At 72.9% G+C, this 20,018-nt stretch carries 17 protein-coding genes; 11 read left to right on the top strand and 6 right to left on the bottom strand.

Translation table 11 applies throughout. The features are described 5' to 3' along the window. Window positions 1-17: 17 nt before the first annotated feature. The 3 genes from ABZV42_RS07130 to ABZV42_RS07120 all read left to right on the top strand — a co-directional run bounded on the left by ABZV42_RS07130 (window position 18) and on the right by ABZV42_RS07120 (window position 4,682). Window positions 18-2,573, top strand: a complete 2,556-nt coding sequence (locus tag ABZV42_RS07130) for a glycoside hydrolase family 3 C-terminal domain-containing protein (RefSeq protein WP_355979982.1) — start codon at window positions 18-20, stop codon at window positions 2,571-2,573. A 62-nt stretch (window positions 2,574-2,635) separates the two neighbouring features. Then, entirely contained in the window at window positions 2,636-3,676 is a 1,041-nt protein-coding gene (locus tag ABZV42_RS07125) for a LacI family DNA-binding transcriptional regulator (protein ID WP_355979979.1), read from the top strand. 124 nt (window positions 3,677-3,800) lie between these two features. Beyond that, window positions 3,801-4,682, top strand: coding sequence for a universal stress protein (locus tag ABZV42_RS07120; RefSeq protein WP_355979976.1), 882 nt, complete (start codon window positions 3,801-3,803; stop codon window positions 4,680-4,682). A gap of 66 nt (window positions 4,683-4,748) precedes the next feature. On the opposite strand, the gene ABZV42_RS07115 is transcribed toward ABZV42_RS07120, so the two are convergent. Then, the gene (locus ABZV42_RS07115; protein WP_355979973.1) at window positions 4,749-5,102 is read right to left on the bottom strand and encodes a hypothetical protein; all 354 of its coding nucleotides are present in this window, start codon (window positions 5,100-5,102) and stop codon (window positions 4,749-4,751) included. A 107-nt stretch (window positions 5,103-5,209) separates the two neighbouring features. Between ABZV42_RS07115 and ABZV42_RS07110 the strand changes: the two genes are divergently transcribed. Together ABZV42_RS07110 and ABZV42_RS07105 are read left to right on the top strand one after the other, a co-directional pair. Next, window positions 5,210-5,875, top strand: a complete 666-nt coding sequence (locus tag ABZV42_RS07110) for an NUDIX domain-containing protein (protein ID WP_356051332.1) — start codon at window positions 5,210-5,212, stop codon at window positions 5,873-5,875. A 72-nt stretch (window positions 5,876-5,947) separates the two neighbouring features. Next, window positions 5,948-6,931 (top strand): aldo/keto reductase, encoded by a 984-nt coding sequence (locus ABZV42_RS07105; protein ID WP_356051073.1) that lies wholly within the window; start codon window positions 5,948-5,950, stop codon window positions 6,929-6,931. A 54-nt stretch (window positions 6,932-6,985) separates the two neighbouring features. Here the strand turns inward: ABZV42_RS07105 and ABZV42_RS07100 are convergent, their stop codons facing one another. After that, complete coding sequence (locus ABZV42_RS07100; RefSeq protein WP_355979966.1) at window positions 6,986-9,526, bottom strand: SpoIIE family protein phosphatase; 2,541 nt, start codon at window positions 9,524-9,526, stop codon at window positions 6,986-6,988. A 190-nt stretch (window positions 9,527-9,716) separates the two neighbouring features. After that, window positions 9,717-10,637, bottom strand: coding sequence for a LysR family transcriptional regulator ArgP (locus tag ABZV42_RS07095; protein ID WP_355979963.1), 921 nt, complete (start codon window positions 10,635-10,637; stop codon window positions 9,717-9,719). Window positions 10,638-10,703: 66 nt separating this feature from the next. On the opposite strand from ABZV42_RS07095, the gene ABZV42_RS07090 reads away from it, so the two are divergent. From ABZV42_RS07090 to ABZV42_RS07075, 4 genes are all read left to right on the top strand, one after another. Continuing rightward, window positions 10,704-11,315, top strand: a complete 612-nt coding sequence (locus ABZV42_RS07090; RefSeq protein WP_355979961.1) for a LysE family transporter — start codon at window positions 10,704-10,706, stop codon at window positions 11,313-11,315. A gap of 135 nt (window positions 11,316-11,450) precedes the next feature. Next, window positions 11,451-12,815: an MFS transporter gene (locus ABZV42_RS07085; RefSeq protein WP_355979958.1), complete on the top strand. Its 1,365-nt coding sequence runs from the start codon at window positions 11,451-11,453 to the stop codon at window positions 12,813-12,815. 38 nt (window positions 12,816-12,853) lie between these two features. Continuing rightward, window positions 12,854-13,672 (top strand): methyltransferase domain-containing protein, encoded by an 819-nt coding sequence (locus ABZV42_RS07080; protein ID WP_355979955.1) that lies wholly within the window; start codon window positions 12,854-12,856, stop codon window positions 13,670-13,672. A 146-nt stretch (window positions 13,673-13,818) separates the two neighbouring features. Further along, window positions 13,819-14,187, top strand: a complete 369-nt coding sequence (locus ABZV42_RS07075) for a DUF6479 family protein (RefSeq protein ID WP_329297826.1) — start codon at window positions 13,819-13,821, stop codon at window positions 14,185-14,187. A 67-nt stretch (window positions 14,188-14,254) separates the two neighbouring features. Here the strand turns inward: ABZV42_RS07075 and ABZV42_RS07070 are convergent, their stop codons facing one another. Both ABZV42_RS07070 and ABZV42_RS07065 read right to left on the bottom strand, forming a co-directional pair. Next, window positions 14,255-15,196 carry an ATP-dependent DNA ligase gene (locus ABZV42_RS07070; protein WP_355980409.1) on the bottom strand — a complete coding sequence of 314 codons (942 nt, stop codon included), beginning with the start codon at window positions 15,194-15,196 and terminating at the stop codon, window positions 14,255-14,257. 130 nt (window positions 15,197-15,326) lie between these two features. Next, window positions 15,327-16,220 (bottom strand): Gfo/Idh/MocA family oxidoreductase, encoded by an 894-nt coding sequence (locus ABZV42_RS07065; RefSeq protein ID WP_355979952.1) that lies wholly within the window; start codon window positions 16,218-16,220, stop codon window positions 15,327-15,329. A gap of 258 nt (window positions 16,221-16,478) precedes the next feature. Here ABZV42_RS07065 and ABZV42_RS07060 point away from each other — a divergent pair, with 258 nt between their 5' ends. Both ABZV42_RS07060 and ABZV42_RS07055 read left to right on the top strand, forming a co-directional pair. Beyond that, the gene (locus ABZV42_RS07060; protein ID WP_355979949.1) at window positions 16,479-17,267 is read left to right on the top strand and encodes a PIG-L deacetylase family protein; all 789 of its coding nucleotides are present in this window, start codon (window positions 16,479-16,481) and stop codon (window positions 17,265-17,267) included. Between the two features lie 256 nt (window positions 17,268-17,523). Then, window positions 17,524-18,951, top strand: coding sequence for a M1 family metallopeptidase (locus tag ABZV42_RS07055; protein WP_355979946.1), 1,428 nt, complete (start codon window positions 17,524-17,526; stop codon window positions 18,949-18,951). 33 nt (window positions 18,952-18,984) lie between these two features. Here the strand turns inward: ABZV42_RS07055 and glgB are convergent. Further along, the coding region (gene glgB / locus ABZV42_RS07050; RefSeq protein WP_356051071.1) for a 1,4-alpha-glucan branching enzyme at window positions 18,985-20,018 on the bottom strand (1,034 nt) is incomplete at its 5' end.

Below are 20,018 nucleotides of genomic sequence, written 5' to 3'. Positions count from 1 at the left end.
GAAATGAGGCCGCAAGCGTGAGCACGACGGACGGCGAAGCGGAGCGCGAGACGCTCCTCTGCGGACTCACGCTCCGCGAGAAGGTGCGGCTGCTGACCGGCGCGACCACGTGGCGCACCCGGGCCGAACCAGCCGTGGGCCTCAGGGAGATGGTCCTGTCGGACGGGCCGTCCGGAGTGCGCGGACAGTCCTGGGACGAGCGCGATCCGGCTCTGCTGCTGCCTTCGGGGTCCGCGCTCGGGGCCCTGTGGGACGAGGACCTGGTGGAGCGTCTCGGCGGGCTGCTCGCCGCCGAGGCGCGCCGCAAACGCGTCGACGTCGTCCTCGCGCCCACCCTCAACCTGCACCGGACACCGCTCGGCGGGCGGCACTTCGAGTGCTACTCCGAGGATCCCGAACTGACCGGCCGCACCGGCGCCGCGCTCATCAGGGGGATCCAGGCCCAAGGAGTGGCCGCCACCGCCAAGCACTACGTGGCCAACGACTCCGAGACCGACCGGCTCACCGTCGACGTCCGGGTGTCCGAGCGGGTCCTGCGGGAGGTGTACCTGGCACCGTTCGAGGCGGCCGTCGAGGCCGGCGTCCGGGTCGTCATGGCCGGGTACAACGGCGTCAACGGCGCCACGATGACCGCCAGTCCGCTGCTCGAGGAGCCCCTCAAGGGAGAGTGGGGCTTCGACGGCGTGGTGGTCTCCGACTGGGGCGCGGTGCGCACCGGCGAACCGGCAGCCCTGGCCGCTCTCGACCTCGCGATGCCGGGGCCGGAGAGCGCGTGGGGCGAGGCGCTGGTACGGGCCGTGGAAGAGGGACGCGTTCCCGGCAAAGCCGTCGACGACAAGGTACGGCGACTGCTCCGGCTCGCCGCCGCGTGCGACGCCCTCGACGAGCGGCCGCTCGCCGCCGGGTGCGGCGGGGTGGGCGCACCGTCACTCGTCGCGGGGTGTGCCTGGCTGGGCGGATCGTCGGTGGCCGGCAGGTGTGGCAGGCCCGGTGAGCTGTCGACGGCCGCACCGCCCGCTGTCGGCCGGGGCGAGGCGCGGGCGTTGCTGCGGGAGGCCGTGGCCGCGAGTACCGTCCTGCTGCACAACCGCGGTGTCCTCCCGCTCGATCCGGCCCGGCTGCGGACCGTCGCGGTGATCGGCGCGCACGCGGTCCTGCCGCGCGTCCAGGGCGGTGGCAGCGCGGGGGTCTTCCCCGAGCGGGTCGTCACACCGCTGGCCGGCATCAGGGCCGCGCTCGGCGAGGGCGTACACGTCGTCCATGTGCCCGGCCCCTCGACCGACGCGCCGGCGGCGCCCCTGAACACGGACCTGTGCACCGATCCCGTCACCGGCGGCCCCGGCGTCCGCCTGCGTGTACTGGACACGGCGGGACGTGAACTGTTCTCCGAACTCCGCCTCAGCGGAAGGCAGTTGGAGCCACCGCTGCCGCGCGGTGCGCACACCGTCGAGATCGCCGCGCTCCTGCTTCCGGGATCGTCGGGGCCGTGGACGCTCGGCGTCGGCGGCTTCGGCCGCCTGAGCATCGCTGTCGACCAACGCGTCGCCCTGGAGGGCGAGTTCGTCAAGGACACCGACGATCCTGCGGTCGTCCACGTGAGTCCGCCCGTCCATGACGTCTCCGTGTCCCTCACGGCGGGACGCGCGGTGCGCGTGGTGGCGCGCCGCGAACTCGCCCCGGGGACAGGCCGGGCCACCGTCGTCACCGCGGCCCCACCGCGGCCCGACGACGGTCCGGCCCTGGCCGATGCCGTACGGGCGGCCTGCCGGGCGGATGCGGCGATCGTGGTCGTCGGCTCGACCGAGTACGGCGAGTCCGAGGGATACGACCGGACGGACCTCGGACTCGGCGGACGCCAGGACGAGCTGGTCCGCGCGGTTACCGCCGCCGAGCCGCGCACGGTCGTCGTCGTCAACAGCGGCGGGCCGGTCGAACTGCCCTGGCGCGCGCGGGCCGGTGCCGTTCTGCTGACCTGGTTTCCGGGCCAGGAGGGAGGCGGGGGCCTGGCCGACGTGCTCTTCGGCCGGGCCGAACCGGGCGGCCGGCTGCCCATGACGTGGCCGGCGGTCCTCGCCGACGCTCCGGTCACCCGCACCCGGCCCGAGGGCGGACACCTCGACTACACGGAGGGCCTGCACATCGGCTACCGGGCCTGGGCCCGCCACGACCGCGCACCCGCCTACTGGTTCGGGCACGGACTCGGCTTCACCACCTGGGCGTACGATGGGCTGGGCGTCCCCGACGACGTCCTGGCCGGCGAGCCGTTCACCGTACGGGTGGACGTACGCAACACGGGCCCGCGCCGCGGACGCGAGGTTGTCCAGGTCTATCTCGCCGGACCCCCCGGACCCCTGGACCGCCCGGAACGCTGGCTCGCCGGGTACAACGCGGTGAGCGCCGGACCGGGTGAGCGGGTCACGGTGTCGGTGCGGATACCACCCCGCGCGCTGCGCCACTGGGACGAGGACGAACACGAGTGGCGCACGCAACCCGGCCCCTACCGGGTGCTCGTCGGCCGCTCCGCGGGCGCCCTCCCGCTGACGGCCACCGTACTGGTCCGGACCCCGGACTGAGTGCCGGGCGACCGGGGAGAGCGCTCTATGCCGAGGCGGCGCATGCCCGTTAGGGTGCCGCCATGAGCAGACAGGCTCCCACGCTGGAGGATGTCGCGCGGGAGGCCGGAGTCTCCCGCGCGACCGTGTCCCGGGTCATCAACGGTGTCCGCAACGTCGACGTCGGGATTCAGGAAGTGGTCCGCGATGCCATCGAGCGGACCGGATACGCGCCCAACCGCGCCGCGAGATCGCTGGTGACCCGGCGCAGCCAGACGGTGGCACTGATCGTCTCCGGCGCGGGAGACACCCCGGGGCAGGAACAGAACGCCTTCGCCGCGCGGGTGTTCGCGGACCCCTTCTTCGGACGGGTCGTCAGCGGCGTTGTGGGGTACCTGCGTCCGCGCTCCATGCATCCGCTGCTGATGTTCGCCGAGTCCGCGGAGACCAGGAGCCAGGTGCTGGCCGACCTGCGGCAGGGCAGCGCGGACGGCGCCCTCGTCGTCTCCACCCACGCCGACGACCCGCTGCCCGCACTGCTCGCCGACGCGGGCCTGCCCGCGGTCCTCTTCGCCCGGCCCTCCCGCCCCGTGCGCCTCAGCTACGTCGATCTCGCCCACCGTGAGGGGGCACGGTTGGCGGCCGAGCACCTGCTGAACCGGGGGTGCCGGCGGATCGTCACGGTCGCCGGGCCGCTCGGCGTGGCCGCGAGCCAGGACCGGCTCGCCGGGTTCCGCGACACGATGGCCCGTAACGGACACCCGTACGTACCCGTCGCCGAGGGCGGGTTCACGCTGGACAGCGGTATGGCGGCGATGTCCGGGCTGCTGTCCGAACACCCGGACGTGGACGGGGTGTTCGCCGCCAACGACCTGATGGCCCAGGGTGTGTGCCGGCTGCTGCGGGAGCGCGGAAGAGTGGTGCCGGACGATGTCGCGGTCGTCGGCTTCGACGACTCCAGCGTGGCCGTGACCTGCCGGCCTCCGCTGACCACGGTGCGCCAGCCGGTGGAGGAGATGGCGGGGGCGATGGCCGCTCTCCTCGACGAGCACGTCACAGGCGTCCGTACCGAACCGACGTCCCTGATCTTCGACCCGGAACTCGTGATCCGCGAGTCGGCCTAGCGCGGTCGCACCCGTCCGGCATGTCCTGCCGTGACGCCGACGGGGCCCTCGGTGGCGGACACTGGACCGGTCAGGTTCGAGAGCACCCGCCCGGTCGGGCGGGCCGGCGACGGAAGGCAGGCGGATGACCCACCCGATCACCGTGGGCGTGGACGGATCTCCCGAGAGCAGGGCGGCGCTGGCCTGGGCGGGCCGCGAGGCCGTACGCCGAGGGGTGCCCCTGCGGGTGGTGTACGCCTGGCACTGGCCGCCGCACGACATGGTCGGCGGTGGTGACCGGGAGGACCAGGCGCGCTGGGTCCACGGCATGATCGAGGACGCGGCCCGCACGGTCACCGACCGGCACGACGGCCTGCCGGTGACGGTGGACGTGATCGACTCCGACGGTGGCGACGTGGTGGAGGCGCTGCTGGGCGTCGCGGCCGACACGGGGATCCTGGTTCTCGGGTCGCGCGGCTACGGCGCGTTCGTCGGCTTCCTGCTCGGTTCCGTCGGACAACGGGTGATCGCCGAGGCGCCCTGCCCGGTCGTGCTGGTGCGAACGGAGGACCGGCCCGAGGACGAGGCGGGCGGCCGGGAGATCGTCGTGGGCCATCAGGGCGGTCCCGAGGACGGTGCGGCCGGTCTCCGCTTCGCGTTCGAGACCGCGGCGGCCCGTGGCGCTTCGGTGCGGGCCGTACGGGCGTGGAGCCTGCCGCCGGTGTTCGCCTACAGCCCCGGTTCGCTGAAGATGCTGGACGAGGCCGGCGGCCTGGAGCCGTACGAGAGGAAGGCGCTCGCCGAGGCCCTCGGGCCCTGGCGCGAACGCTTTCCCGATGTGCCCGTCACCCAGCACATCGAGATGGGCAGCGCGGGCCAGGTACTGCTGTCGCTCTCCGACCGGGCCCAGCTGATGGTCGTCGGCCGCCGCGCCGACGACTCCGTGGTGGGCGTGCGGATCGGTTCGGTGGCCCACGCGGTGATGCACCACGCGCCCTGCCCCGTGGCGGTCGTCCCGCACTCCTGACCCGGCCCGGACGGCCGGTCCGCGCCACGGGGTCGGCAGGGCGAGCCAGGTGCCCCGGGACAGCCCTTAGGCGTTGTCGGCCCGGGACATCCGCAGGGCGAGATCCTGGAGCAGGTCGGCGGTCGTGACGTCGGTCCGCCCCGAGTCGTGGAGGTCGGCGAGTTCGGAGAAGAGGAAGGCGAAGGCGCCCACCAACGAGATGGCGGCGGGCAGATAGGCGTCCGCGACCGCCTGCCCCGCCTCCGCGGGTCCCGCGTCGCCCGGCACCTCGACGCGCGGGAACACCTCGGTGACGAGAGCGCCGAGATTGTTCTCGGCCGACTCGACCCCGGCTTCCTCGTCCTGGGCGATCCTGCGCACCATGGCGTTGGTCTCGGTGAGCACGCCGATCGCGCGCAGGATGATCTCCGTCTGTTCCATGCCGTGAGCCTAAACGGGCGAAGCCCCGCTGTGACCAGGATCTTGGTCTCGGGATGGTAGACAGGGCTCATGGACGACAACTCCCCTGCCCGCCCGGCCCGCGCGCGGTGACCGCCGGCATCGACACCCCCGACCGCCGGGGCCGCACAGGACTCGACCGGACGGGCCGCGACCTGACGGGCAACCCACGGGTCAGGATCCGCGATGTCCAGCTCCTGTCCTGCCACTGGTACGTGGAGCGCACCACCACGTTCGATCTCCGGCTCGCCGACGGAAGCTGGAGCACCCAGGAGCGCGAGACCCACGACCGCGGCAACGGAGCCACCCTCCTGCTGTACGACACCGAGCGTGAAACCGTGCTGCTGACCAAGCAGTTCCGGTATCCCGTGTATGTCAACGGACACCCGGACGGCATGCTGGTCGAGACCCCTGGCGGCCTCCTCGACGAGGACGACGAGCACCCCGAGGACGCGGTACGGCGCGAGGTGATCGAGGAGACCGGGCACACGGTCGGGGAGGTCGAGCACGTCTTCGACGTCTACATGAGTCCGGGCTCGGTGACCGAACGGGTGAGCTTCTACGCCGCCTCCTACGGTCCGTCCACCCGCACCCACGAGGGCGGCGGCCTCGACGAGGAGGGAGAGGACATCGAGACGGTCGAACTCCCCTTCCGCGAAGCCCTGTCGATGATCCGCACCGGGGAGATCGCCGACGCCAAGACGATCATGCTGTTGCAGTGGGCCGCCCTGGAGGGGCCGTTCGCCAAGGCTTGACCTCAAGAGCACTCCAACGACCAGACTCCCGTTCGGGCCCGGGGACTTCGGGCCCGAACGGGAGGGGACACCATGCGCTACCGCACGATCGGCACGGACCCGGGGACCCGCCGTGAGGTGAGTGTGCTCGCGCTCGGCGCGATGCTGTTCGGCTCGGTGACCGACGAGGAGACGTCCTTCGCCGTACTCGACCGCTATGTCGAGGCCGGCGGCAACTTCATCGACACGTCCGACAACTACGCCTTCTGGACCGACGGCGGCCAGGGCGGGCAGAGCGAGGAACTGCTCGGACGCTGGCGGCGCAGCCGGGGCACCGGCGACGAGATCGTCCTCGCGACCAAGCTCGGCGCACGGCCGCTGGCCCCCGGAACCGACTACGTCGGCAACCCCGAGGGCCTGTCCGCCAAGGTGATCCGCGAGGCCTCGGAGCGGAGCCGGGAACGCCTCGGTGTGGAGAAGATCGACCTTCTGTACGCGCACATCGAGGACCGCACCGTCGAACCGGGTGAAACCGTGCGGGCGTTCGCCGAACTCGTCGCGGAGGGCAGCGTCGGACTCCTCGGCGTGAGCAACCACGCCGTCTGGCGCGTGGAGCGGGCCCGGGCCCTGGCCGCCGCGGCCGGACTGCCCGGCTACGAGGTCCTCCAGTACCACCACAGCCTGCTGCGTCCCCGCTCCGACGTGCCGAGCGGGCTCTTCCCCGAGGGCAGCCTCGGCGCCGCGACCGGAGAACTCGTCAGCTATCTGGGGGCGGAGCCCGGCCTGACCCTGGTCGCCTACTCGCCGCTGCTGGGCGGGTACGGACGGGCGGACAAACCGCTGTCGTCCGACTACGACCACCCGGGGAACGCCGCCCGGCTCGCCGTGCTCCGGGACGTGGCGAAGGAGACGGGGGCGACCCTCAACCAGGTCGTGCTGGCCTGGCAGATCGGCGGCGAGCTGCCGGTGATCCCGCTGGCCGGCGCCTCCTCGGTGGCCCAGCTGGAGGAGAACCTGGCGGCGGTCGACCTGGAACTCACCCCGGACCAGCGGGCCCGCCTGGACGCGGCCCACTGACATCGGCCGGGCCGCGTCACCACGGGCGGCCCGGACGGCGTCGGCTACTGACGCTCACCCCCGTGGGGGCGGCCTGCGGGTGGTGAGCAGCAGGGCGATGTCGTCGGGGCGCTCGTTGGCCTGCCGGGCCTCCGCGGTGAGCAGATCGGCGGCGCGGGACAGGGAAGGGCCGCCCGCCGTGAGGTGCCGCGGGGGGCCCACCTCGGCCAGGGTGGCGCGAAGGGCCTCGACCCCGTCGTCGATGTCCGTGCCGGGCCGCTCGACCAGCCCGTCCGTGTACAGGGCGAGCACCGCGTCGGGCTCCAGCACCAGGTCCGTCACGGGGTAGTCGGCGTGCGGGTCCACACCGAGCACCACCCCGCCCGGCAGGTCCAGCACCTCCGTACGGCCGTCGGGATGGCGCAGCAGCGGCTGCGGATGCCCGGCCCGCGCGGCCTGTGCGACACCGGTCAACGGGTCCACCCGGACGTAGCAGCAACTCGCGAACTGGCCCGGGTCGAGGTCGATGAGGAGCCGGTTGGTGCCGCTCATCACCTCGTCCGGAGGATGGTCTCCGAGCGCGAACGCCCGCACCGCGCTGCGGAGTTGACCCATGGTGGCGGCGGCCTGGACGCCGTGGCCCTGTACGTCGCCGATGACGAGGGCGAGGCCGTCGCCGGCCTCGACGACGTCGTACCAGTCGCCGCCCACGTCCATGCCGACGGTGCCGGGCAGATAGCGGCCCGCCGTCTGCACGAGGGGGTGCGCCGACAGCCGGTGCGGCAGCAGGGCCTCCTGGAGTCCGCGGGCGAGCGCGGCCTCGCTGTCGTAGCGCCGAGCCCGCTCCAGGGACTGCGCGATCAGGCCGGCGAGCGCGGTGAGGACCGTACGCTCCTCGGTGCTGAAGGTGCGGGGCCGGTCGAACCCGAGGATGCAGGAGCCGACCGGGCGCCCGGAGGCGATCAGGGGAAGGAAGGCGCGGGCCCCGACCGTGGCGTCCAGCGCGATGCCCGGATAGGCGGCGGCCAGCTGTTCCATCGACTCGTAGAAGAGTGGCCGGCCGCTGGTGAGCGTCTCGACCCCGGGCAGTTTGGCGTCCAGGCCCACGCCGTCGAAGGGGGAGAGGAACCCTTGCGGGAAGCCGGTCTCCCAGGCCAGGTAGAGCCGGCGGTCCTGGAGCAGATAGATGGCCAGACGGCGGCTGCCGAACGCGGGCAGCAGCTCGCGCATCACCACCTCGGACACCTGCCGCGCGGTCACCGCCTCGGTCAGCGCGATCGCGAGGACGATGGGCCGGTACTGCGGTGCCGTGCCCGAGACACCGGAGTCGGGCTCCTCGGCCCCGGCCCGTACGGCCTGCGTCGCCTCCACGTCGAGCGGAGCGTTTCCGGCGGCTCCCGGGGCCGGTCCCAGGGGCGTGATCTTGCAGGTCACCCCGCGGGGGCCGGGGTAGACCGAGAAGCTCAGCCAGGTTCCCGACAGGTGTCCCGAAGCGGTCGCGGGGCCGTTTCCCAGCGGGCTGTGGGCCCGGAAGTGCACCGGGTCCGCCGAGAGCAGCGCGCTGCGCAGATGATCCTCGTAGGAGGGATGGTCCATCCAGGGCACCACGTCCCACAGCAGCCGGCCCAGCAGCTCGGCCCGTGGGCGGCCGAGCAGATCGGCGGCGCGCGGGTTGGCGTAGGTGATCAGCCCGATCCGGTCGATCGCGAAGACGCCTTCCGGGAGCTGGTCGGCCGCCCCGTCGGCGGCCGGCCCCGGTCCCGGGTCGACGAGCGCGCCGCTGACCCGGTACGGCGGGTCGTCCGTTCCACCCGTCGTCCAGAGTTCGAGGAGCCGCAGCCCGCCGTTGCCGGTGCGTACCGGCAGGGGATGGGGCGGCGGCCGGCCGGCGGCGGTCTCGCGCAGGGCGGCCAGCAGCAGCCGGGGTTCGTCGTGGGCCAGGGCGTCCGCGAAGGCCTCGGGCGTCCCCGCGAAATCCTCCTGGGAGATGCCGAGCAGGGCCCACAGGGCGTCGTCCGCGATCAGCGCGCCGTCGTCCGGATCCCAGGTGAAGCCCCCGACGCACCGGGTGGACGGGCCGTCGACCGGCGGCCTGGTCCCGAGGGGTTCGCCGTCCCACAGGACCGGGGACCCGTCCCTGTCCAGCTTCGCCAGCGCGGCCCCGAGCTCCGCCGCCACCGCCGTCATCCGGTCACGGTCCGGCAGGACCTCGGTCGCGTCGGAGGCCGGCGGGCGCAGCACCGTGAGGACGCCGTACGAGACGGAGTCACCCACGACCGGCACGTACAGCGAACCGAACTGGAACGGGAGGCCCGCCGCGAGCTGCGGATAGCGGCGCATCGTCTCCGCCGGGTCGGCGAGCAGCACCTCCACGCCGAGGCGATGGGCGTCCGCGACCGGGAACGGCCGGTCCACGTGCATACGCGACCAGGGCCGGAAGAGGGGGCCGGGCAGCCCCGCGAGTACGGCGAGACGCAGCAGGCCGGGGGTGTTGGAGCGCAGATAGACGCCCCCCGCGAAGCCGCGGGCGGCCCGGATCGCGTCCGTCACCGCGTCACTGAGCAGGGAGGCCAGGCTGTCCAGCGCCCGGCCCTCACGCTCGGCGCTCCCTGTCATCGATCTGCCCTCGTCCGCCCGCCGCCAGGTGGGTAACACAGCAAGAATGCGCCTCTCAGGTCGTTCACCGCACCTCGACGTCCTTCGTGGCACCGGGAGGCGAGGCCGTTCCTTCCGGCCGCGCCCGAATGTGCCCTGCGTGAACATACCGGCTCGGGCCCGGTTCGGTAGCTGTCCGGAGGCGGGTGATTCAGGCGGCCGGTGCGGGCCGCAGTCTCTCGGCGGCGACGGCCGCCACGGCCTCGGCCACCGCGGCGAGGGCGGGGAAATCGAGCTTCCACTGCTGCCAGAACAGCGGGACGTCGACACCGCGTTCCGGTACGAGGCGCACCAGCCTGCCGGCGCGCAGCAGGGGTTCCGCCTGGACCTCGGGCACCATGCCCCAGCCCATTCCGGCCACGACGGCGTCGACGAACCCCTCCGACGTGGGGACGAGATGGCGCAGCGGGCTCGCCCCGGGACCGCCCGCGAGGGCGCGGACGAAGTCGTCCTGGAAGTCGTCGTCGCGGTCGAAGGTCACCACGGGGGCCGAGCCGATCACCTCGCGCAGGGGAGTGCCGGTCGTGGTGCCGAGCCACTGTTCGGCGCAGCCGGGGCTCGCCACGGGCAGATAGCGCATCCGCCCGAGGGCACGGACCGAGCAGCCTGCCACCGGCTCGGACGACGAGGTGACCGCCGCCATGACCGCGCCCTCACGCAGCAGGGCGGCGGTGTGGTCCTCGTCCTCGCGGCGCAGTTCGAAGCACGGCCGGAGGTCGTGGGGCACGCGGGCGAGCGCCGGCAGGAACCAGGTCGCCAGCGAATCGGCGTTCACCGCGATCGGCAGCCGGGTGGGCTCGCCGGTTCCCGGCATGCCGAGCTCGGTCTGCGTGTCGCGCTCCAGGCGGGCGAGCCGGCGCGCGAAACGCACCACGATCTCGCCGGACTCGGTCGGGCGCACCGGCTTGGTCCGCGTCAGCAGGACCCTGCCGGTGCGCTGTTCGAGGGACTTGATCCGCTGGCTCACCGCCGAGGGCGTCACGTGGAGGGCCGTGGCCGCCGCGTCGAAGGTGCCCTCGTCGACCACCGCGAGCAGGGTGCGCACCTGGTCGAGCGGAAGTTCCGTCATCACGAGCGCTAATGATACGTAAGAATCTTTAGCTGTACTTCTGGCAGTCCGCTTCCTAGCGTCGAAGCCATGACAGACGCCCTCACCACCGCGGCCGCCGGGTTCGGCGCCGGACTCTCCCTCATCGTCGCCATCGGCGCGCAGAACGCCTTCGTCCTGCGCCAGGGCGTCCGCCGGGACGCGGTCCTCGCCGTGGTGGCCATCTGCGCCCTGTCCGACGCGCTGCTCATCGCGCTCGGGGTCGGCGGGGTCGGCGCCGTCGTGGTGGCCTGGCCCGCCGCGCTCACCGCGGTCGGACTGATCGGCGGCTGCTTCCTCGTCGTCTACGGGGTGCTCGCCGCACGGCGGGCGCTGAAGCCCTCGGCCCTGCGGGCGGCGACCGGATCCACGGGCTCCTGGCGCCGTGCCGTCCTCACCTGCCTCGCCCTGACGTGGCTCAACCCGCACGTCTATCTCGACACCGTGTTCCTGCTCGGCTCGCTGGCGGCCGGTCGCGGGTCGCTGCGCTGGACGTTCGGGCTGGGCGCGGTGCTCGCCAGCCTGTGCTGGTTCGCGGCCCTCGGCTTCGGCGCCCGGCTGCTCGGCCGCTTCCTCGCCCGGCCCGGGTCCTGGCGGGTACTGGACGGCCTGGTCGCCACGACGATGATCGCGATGGGCGCCACGCTGATCGCCGGCGCCTGAGCGGCCGTACCCGTCCCGGAGCGCCGTGCACGGCCCGTACGACCGACCCCGGGCCCGGACGCCCCGTGCACCAATCCGGTCCCCCGGGGGACACGAGCCGCCCACGCTCGGCCATAGTGATCCCCGGATCGAAAGATGTATCGAGCAACCAGGATGAGCGTGGACACGAGCGAGAGCAGCACGGACAACGGCGCCCCGGCGCCCGGCGGAAGCGCGGAGGCCACGCGGCCGCCCGGCGGGCGGACGGAGACCGGGCAGCCGCACAGCTCCGGATGGCGCCGCTGGGCCATGGACACCCGGCCGCTGCGCCGCCCCGCCTACCGCCGGCTGTGGACGTCCACCGCCGTCACCTCCGTGGGCAGCCAGCTCACCGCGGTCGCCGTGCCCAAGCAGATCTACGACATCACGGGCTCCTCGGCCTGGGTCGGCTACGCGAGCCTCGCCGGCCTGCTGCCCCTGGTGGTCTTCGCCCTGTGGGGCGGAGCGATCGCCGACAGCGTGGACCGCCGCAAGCTGCTCCTCGTCACCAACGCCGGCATAGCGGTCACCTCGCTGCTCTTCTGGGCCCAGGCCGTCACCGGACTGGACTCGGTGCTCGTCCTGATGGTCCTGCTCGCCCTCCAGCAGGCGTTCTTCGGCCTCAACTCCCCGGCCCGCAGCGCGTCCATCGCCCGGCTCGTCCCCGCCGACGAACTGCCCGCCGCCAACGCGCTCGGCGCGACCGTCATGCAGACCGGCTCGGTGGCCGGGCCGATGCTCGCCGGCGCGCTCATTCCCCTCATCGGGCTGCCCGAGCTCTACATGATCGACGCCGTCGCCCTGTGCGTCACCCTGTGGGCCGTCCTGCGGCTCCCCCCGCTGCCGCCCCTCACCGGAACGGCCTCCCAGCGCGCGGGCCTGCGCGAAGTGGTGGCCGGTTTCCGATACATCGCCCTGCACAAGGTGCTGCTGCTGTCCTTCCTGGTCGACATCATCGCCATGGTCCTCGGCATGCCGCGCGCCCTGTTCCCGCAGCTCGCCGCCGAGACGTACGCCTCCTACGGAGAAGGGCTCGCGCTCGGACTGCTGTTCGCGGCGATCCCCGTCGGCGCGGTCGTGGGCGGACTGCTGTCGGGCACCTTCTCCCGCGCCCGCCGGCACGGGCTGATGGTCATCGTCTCCGTCGCGGCCTGGGGGGCGGCCGTCGCCGGGTTCGGCCTCAGCGGCAGCCTGTGGCTCGCCGTGGCCTTCCTCGCCGTCGCCGGGGTCGCCGACATGGTCTCGATGGTCTTCCGTGGCGCGATCCTGCTGTCCGCCTCAACCGACGAGATGCGCGGACGGCTCCAGGGCGTCTTCACCGTCGTCGTCGTGGGCGGCCCGCGCGTCGCCGACGTCCTGCACGGGACGGCCGGTTCGGCCTTCGGAGCTCCCGCCGCGATCGCCGGCGGAGGCCTACTGGTGATCATGGCGGTGCTTGTGCTCGCTTTTGTCTCACCGGCCCTGAGGCGTTACACAATCTGAATCAAAAAAACGACCATGGTGGTCCTAGAGTGACGGCCATGGTGGACACACGGCCTACGTCGGCCTTCCACGCGCAGAACATCAGCGCGGACAGCACCGGCCGTCTGGTGGGCGCCCTGGATGCCCAGGACGTCAATGACGGTGTACAGCGCCTGCGTTCGTGGGCGCACGCGGCACTTGCCGTACGGCCCGGAGAGCGGGCGCTCGACATCGGCGCGGGCACCGGCTCGCAGACCCGGCGTCTCGCGGCGGCCGTGGGTGCCCGCGGCAGGGTGCTCGGCATCGAACCCAACCCCGGGCTGCGTGCCGTGGCCGAACAGCGGGGGACCGAGGAGCGCAGCGCCGCCCGCTTCGCCGACGGCGACGCGCTCGCCCTGCCGCTGCCCGACGCCACGGTCGACGTCGTGTGGTGCGAGCGGGTGCTCCAGCACCTCGCGGAACCCGAGAAGGCCGTCTTCGAGATAGCGCGGGTGCTGCGTCCCGGCGGACGGGTCGCGTTGCTGGACACCGACTGGGCGACCACCATCCTGCACCCCGGTGACCCCGAGACGATCGCCGCGCTCACCACCGGCGCGTTGTCGGCGGCCGCCGACCCGTACTCCGGACGCAAACTGGTGGGACGGCTGACGGGCGCCGGGCTGGTGATCGACGACCGTGGGTCGCAGGCACTGCTCCAGGACCACAAGTCGGTCGCCTGGCCGCTCATCCGCATGCTGGGCGATTCGGCGCTGAGCCGCGGACTGATCGGTGAGACGCAGCGCGACCGCCTGTACGAGGACCTCACGGAAGCCGCACGGCAGGGCGGCCTGCACATGTCGGTGACGATGTTCGGGGCCGTGGCGCACCGTCCGGAATGATCAGGTCCGGAGGCGCGGCGCACCGTCCGGAATGATCCGCTCTGGCTCATGGCGTAGCGTCCGGATTGATCCGGAATACAATGGAATGGCCGTCGCTGACGGGCCAGTACGCAGATTTCCCCTGGTATTGGGGGTACGCGAACACCATGTACACCGCGAGCCAAGATCTGATCGCAGCGAGTTCGTCTCTCAACGCGGGCGCAGCCTTCATCGGCGGCCTCATCATCGCCGGTGCCCTCGTCTGGGCCGTCCGGATGGGCATCCGGGTGCGGAATCTGGAATCACGCCCGCCCACGGCCGAGGAGCAGCCCAGGCTGCCCGAGACCGGGGCGGTGCACGAGGAGCGCGAGATGCGGGAACCGGACGAGGTCCCGCACGCCGCGGACGAGAGCGAACGGCTGATGCCGTACAACATGCACTCCGCGGGAACCAAACACGCCGATGACCAGCACCGCAAGCGCTGGCAACCGGGATCCAGCGGGTCCTTCGGCAGCGGCGGACCCGGCAGGACCTGACCGGGACGCGAAGGAGCCGACCGCCGCGAGCGGCCGGCTCCTTCACGTACGCGCGCACCGGCCCCGCCTACGGGAGGTCTGCCGCCGAGTCCTCGGGAGCGAGGTCGGGACGCAGCCGCAGCCACGACGGCTGGCGCAGCAGGCCGGCCCGGGTGCGGGTGCTGTAGCGGACCTCGCCCACCAGCCGGGGCAGCACCCAGTGCGCCTCGGCCGCCCGGGGGAGGCTGTCGAAGGGGCAGCGGTCCGTGCCGGCGGCCCGCAGCAGCCGGGCGAGTTCGGCGCGTTCGGCCTCGCTCCATCCGGTGCCCACGCTCCCGACGTAGCACAGCCTCCCCGCGTCGCGCTGGCCCACGAGCACGGCACCGGGCAGTCCCGACAGACGCCCCCTGCCAGGCACCCAGCCGCCGACCAGGACGTCCGCGGTCCTCATGTTGCGGATCTTGATCCAGGAACGTGAACGCACGCCGGGCTCGTACAGCGAGTCGAGGCGTTTGCAGACCAGCCCCTCCAGGCCGCTCGCCCGTGTCGCCCGCAGCGCCTCTTCGCCGTGCCCCACGAGGGCCGTCGGCGTCGACCAGAACGGACCCTCGAGACAGAGGCTCTCCAGCGTCTGCCGCCTTCGCGCGTAGCGCCGGCCCGTCAGGTCGCCCCCCAGATGCATGACGTCGAACAGGACGAGATGGGCGGGCGCCTGCTCCGCGCGCCGGGCGGCCCTGCCGGGCGACCGGGTGAGGCCCATCCGGGACTGAAGCAGTTGGAAGTCGCCCCGGCCCTGTGCGTCCAGGACCAGCACCTCGCCGTCCAGGACGGCCGCGGTCGTGCCGAGCACACCGCCGAGGGCCCGCAGTTCCGGGTAGGCGGCGGTGATGTCCTCACCGGAGCGGGCCCGCAGCGTCAGCCCGCCGTCCCCGTGCAGATAGACCACGGCACGCTGACCGTCCTGCTTCGTCTCGTACGCCCAGCGCAGGTCCTGGCTCGCTGCCGGCAGGGTTCCGGGCGTCGCGAGCATGGGCGCGATCAAGGGCAGATTCACACCTCCTGTGTCGACACACCACCACCCGCACACGCTTCACCGGCGCCCGTTTCGCCTGAACGGCCGCGCCGGGGCGCTCCGGAGCGGTGATCGAGGGCGCGGCCGCTCAGCCTTCCAGCGCCTGGGCGATCAGGGTCTGGAGATACAGCCCGCGGTGGGCGTCGAGTTCTCCCGCCCGGCCCGTGCGTACGGCGGTGGCGAACTCGCGGCGCAGTACGGGCCAGGACTCCTCGTGGTCGAGGGCTCCGGCGTCGAGGACCAGCTCGGGATGCCGGCCGAACAGCTCGACGCGGGTGATCCCCCGCTCGACCTCGACCGAGCCCGACAGGGACGCCTGGCTCACGGCCCCGCCCTCGTGCTCGCAGGTGAGTTCGAGCCAGCGGCGCGGGTCACCGGCGCCGCGCACCCGGACGACCGGCCCCAGCGCCGCGTCCAGCAGATCGAGAAGGTGCGGTCCGAGGTCCAGCAGCGCCCCGTGCTCGAGTCGCCACGGGGTCGCGAAGTCACCGCCCAGGAAGGCGCCGCTCAGACCGCAGGAGCGCGCGCCCGAGACGTCCAGGGTCCGCGCCTCGGCGAGGAACCGCCGGACGGCCGGGTGATAGCGGTTCGTCAGGACGAGCTGCGAGACCACGCCCGACGCGTCGATCGCGTCGACGAGCCGCCGCGCCGCGGCCAGGTCGAGCGCGAGCGGTTTCTCCAGGAGCAGGGCCTTGCCCGCCTCGGCGGCCCGCACGGCGAGTTCGGCCTGCACCTCGGGCGGCACCGAGAAGGCCACCGCCTCGCAGCCGTCGAGCAGTTCCTCGAACGTCTCGGCGGCCTCCGCGCCGTACGGGGCCGCCGTCTCGCGGGCCGCCTCCGGCCGGCGTGCCCACACCGACGTCAGCGTCGTCTCGGGTCCCGCGGCGAGCACCCGGGCGTGCACGGCCCGCGCCCAGGGCCCCGCGCCGACGAGCCCCACCCTGACGGGGGCACGGTTCCAGGTGGGCTCGGTGGTGGTCACGGCATCTCCTCTGCGCTGTACTGGGCCTGACGCGCCGTCGGCCGACAGCGCCCACCGGGGGAGCGGCGGCGGCCGGACGACGGATCGGCGGACGTGTGGACAGACTTCACCACGGCGTCCCGGTGTTCGGCCAGCGTCCCGGCCTCGCGTTCACCGCTCCCGGTCCCGCGGGGCACACGGGGGCGCGGGATCCCGGCGCGTGACGGCGGAAAGCGCGCCTCTGTCGGTCCGGGCCCCCCGCGCGCCATCATGCCGGACATGGATCCCACACAGGACAAAGCAGGCTTCGGGGGCGGTACGGGCCTGGCCGCGCTGCCGGAGGACTGGGAGCGGTGTCTCGCCGTGGCCGCCCACCCGGACGACATCGAGTACGGCACGGCCTGCGCCGTCGCGCGCTGGACCGCGCAGGGCAAGCAGGTCGGCTATCTGCTGGCCACCAGGGGAGAGGCCGGCATCGACGGACTGCACCCGGACCGGGCGGCACCGCTGCGCGAGGCCGAGGAGCGGGCCGGCGCACGGCAGGTCGGCGTCGAGACCGTCGAGTTCCTCGGTCACCGTGACGGCGCGGTCGAGTACGGGATCGGACTGCGCAGGGAGATCGTGCGCGCGATGCGCCGGCACCGACCCGAGATCGTGGTGTCCGGCGCGTTCACGGTACGGATGATCGGCGGCCTGACCAACCAGGCCGACCACCGGGCGGTCGGCCTGGCCGCCCTCGACGCGGCACGCGACGCGGGAAACCGCTGGATCTTCCCCGAACTCGCCGACGAGGGCCTGGAGCCCTGGAACGGCATCCGCATGGTGTGCTTCGCCGGGGCGGAACAGCCCACCCACGGCGTCGACGTCACCGGCGACCCCCTCGAACGCGGTATCGCCTCGCTGGAGGCACACGCCGAGTACACCAAGGGTCTTGGCGAGGGCGCCTTCGAGCCGCGGCCGTTCCTGACCTGGGCGACGGGCATGGGCGGTGCGGTACTCGGCGTCGAGTCCGCCGTCCTCTTCGACGTCCACCAGCTCGTCCCGGACGGTCCGCCGCCCTGGGTGTGAGCGCTCCGGGCCCATCCGCCGGGACGGGTCCGGGAACAGGGAGCGGGGCGGAAACCGGGCCCGTCCTCGGCACCGGCCTTACGTCGGCGGCGCGTTCCACGGGGGAGCTCGGGCCCGCTCGGCAGGACCGCGGGCCCGTTCGGCGGGGCACGGATCCCTGCGGCAGGGGCGCGACTTGACCCGATCATGAGGGCCGGCGCGGCGCGGGACTCGTAGGCTGTGCGCGAGTGATCACCGTCGAACCGGAGGAGCGAACGTGACACCACGCCCGCACGAGGCCGCACGACGCACAACCGTCCTTCGCCGCGAAGCCGTCGTCGCGGCCGTCCCCGTCGCCCTCGCCGCGCTGCTCACCGCGGCCGGACCGGCCACGGCGGCCGGGACCGTGGGCGCCGCCGGCGCGGGAGACCCCTACTTCCCCCTCTCCGGCAACGGCGGCTACGACGTCCACCACTACGATCTGACCCTCGGCTACGACCCGCACAGCCGCCACCTCGACGGCAGGGCGGTCATCACCGCCAGAGCCACCCAGCGGCTGACCCGCTTCGACCTCGACCTCAGCGGACTCAAGGTCACCGGAGTCACCGTCGACCACGCCAAGGCGGCCTTCCGCCGCGACGGCCAGGAACTCGTCGTGACCCCGCAGAAGTCACTGCGCGAAGGCCAGGAGTTCCGCGTCACCGTCACCTATTCCGGCACCCCGAAGCCGGTCACCGACCCCGACGGGTCCCTCGACGGCTGGATCCCCACCGACGACGGCGCGTTCGTGGCGGGTGAGCCCCAGGGCGCGATGACCTGGTTCCCCGCCAACAGCCACCCCACCGACAAGGCGTCGTACGACTTCACGCTGACCGTCCCGAAGGGGCGCACCGCCGTCGCCAACGGCGTCCTGCTCGGGCAGCGGACCGCGAACGGCCGGACCACCTTCCGCTGGCGCCAGTCCGAGCCGATGGCGGCCTACCTCGCCACGGCGACCGTCGGCACGTTCAAGGTCGAGCAGTACACCACCCGCGACGGCCTCAAGATCTACAACGCGGTCGACCCCCGCGAGGCCGCGGCCGCCGCGCCGGTCGTCAAGAAGCTGCCGTCCGTCCTGGCCTGGGAGAGCAAGCTCTTCGGCCCCTACCCCTTCCGCGCGGCCGGAGCCATCGTCGACCGGGCCCCGCAGGTCGGCTACGCCCTGGAGACCCAGACCCGCCCCGTGTACGACTCCGCGCCCGACCTGCCCACCCTCGTACACGAGAGCGCCCACCAGTGGTTCGGCGACTCCGTCACCCTGACCCGGTGGAAGGACATCTGGCTGAACGAGGGCTTCGCCACCTACGCCGAGTGGCTGTACGCCGAGCAGCACGGCGGCAAGAGCGCGCAGAAGGCGTTCGACGCGCTGTACGCCACCCCCGCGGGCAAGGACCTCTGGGCGTTCCCGCCCGGTGATCCCGGCAGCGGCGAGCACATCTTCGAGACACCGGTCTACGCCCGCGGGGCCATGGTCCTGCACAAGCTGCGCACCACCGTCGGCGATCCCGTGTTCTTCCGGATCCTGCGCTCCTGGGCGGCCGGCCACCGTGAGGGGCACGGTACGACGGCCCAGTTCATCAAGCTGTCCGAGCGGGAGTCGGGCAAGGACCTGACCGGGCTGTTCCACACCTGGCTCTTCACGTCGGGCAAGCCCGCCTCCTCCTGAGGCGGGCCTGCCCCGGTGTGGCCGCGGTCCGGGTCAGACCGGCCGCAGCCACACCGTCGCCAGCGGCGGCAGGGTCAGCTCGATGCTGGTCGGACGGCCGTGCATGCCGATCGCCTCGGCCTTCACCGGCTCGGGGCCCGTGATGCCGCTTCCGCCGTAGCGCAGTTCGTCGGTGTTGAGGACCTCGCGCCAGGCGGGGATGTCCGCGGGGACGCCGAGGCGGTAGTCGTGGCGGACGGCGGGGGAGAAGTTCGAGACGGCGAGGAGCGGGGTGCCGTCGGCGGCGTGGCGCAGGAACGCGAAGACGTTGTCGTCGGCGGCGTCGCCGACCACCCAGGTGAAGCCGGACGGGTCGGTGTCGCGTTCCCACAGCGCGGGCTCGCCGCGGTAGAGGGTGTTCAGGTCGCGCACGAGATCCTGGACCCCGCGGTGGTCGGGTTCGGCGCCGTAGGCGGGGTCGAGGAGCCACCAGTCGGGTCCGTGGGCTTCCTTCCATTCGCCGCCCTGGGCGAACTCCTGCCCCATGAAGAGGAGTTGCTTGCCGGGGTGGGCCCACATGAAGGCGAGGTAGGCGCGCAGGTTGGCCCGCTGCTGCCACCAGTCGCCGGGCATCTTGGAGACGAGTGACTGCTTGCCGTGCACGACCTCGTCGTGGGAGATCGGCAGGACGTAGTTCTCGCTGTAGGCGTACACCATCGAGAAGGACATCTCGTTGTGGTGGTACTTGCGGTGGATCGGCTCGTGCTGCATGTACTCCAGCGAGTCGTGCATCCAGCCCATGTTCCACTTGAGGCCGAAGCCGAGCCCCCCGTCGCACGTCGGACGGGTGACGCCGTCCCAGGCGGTGGACTCCTCGGCGATGGTGACGACGCCGGGGTTGCGGCGGTAGACGGTGGCGTTCATCTCCTGGAGGAACGCCACCGCGTCGGGATTGTCCCGCCCACCGTGCTCGTTGGGACTCCACTGTCCGTCTTCGCGGGAGTAGTCGAGGTAGAGCATGGAGGCGACGGCGTCGACGCGCAGGCCGTCGATGTGGAACTCCTCGCACCAGTAGGTGGCGTTGGCGA

This window comes from Streptomyces sp. NPDC005281 (assembly GCF_040607495.1).
Classification (GTDB): Bacteria; Actinomycetota; Actinomycetes; order Streptomycetales; family Streptomycetaceae; genus Streptomyces.
Note: the sequence above shows the minus strand (reverse complement) of the source record. Positions and strands in the feature narration are given on the sequence as shown.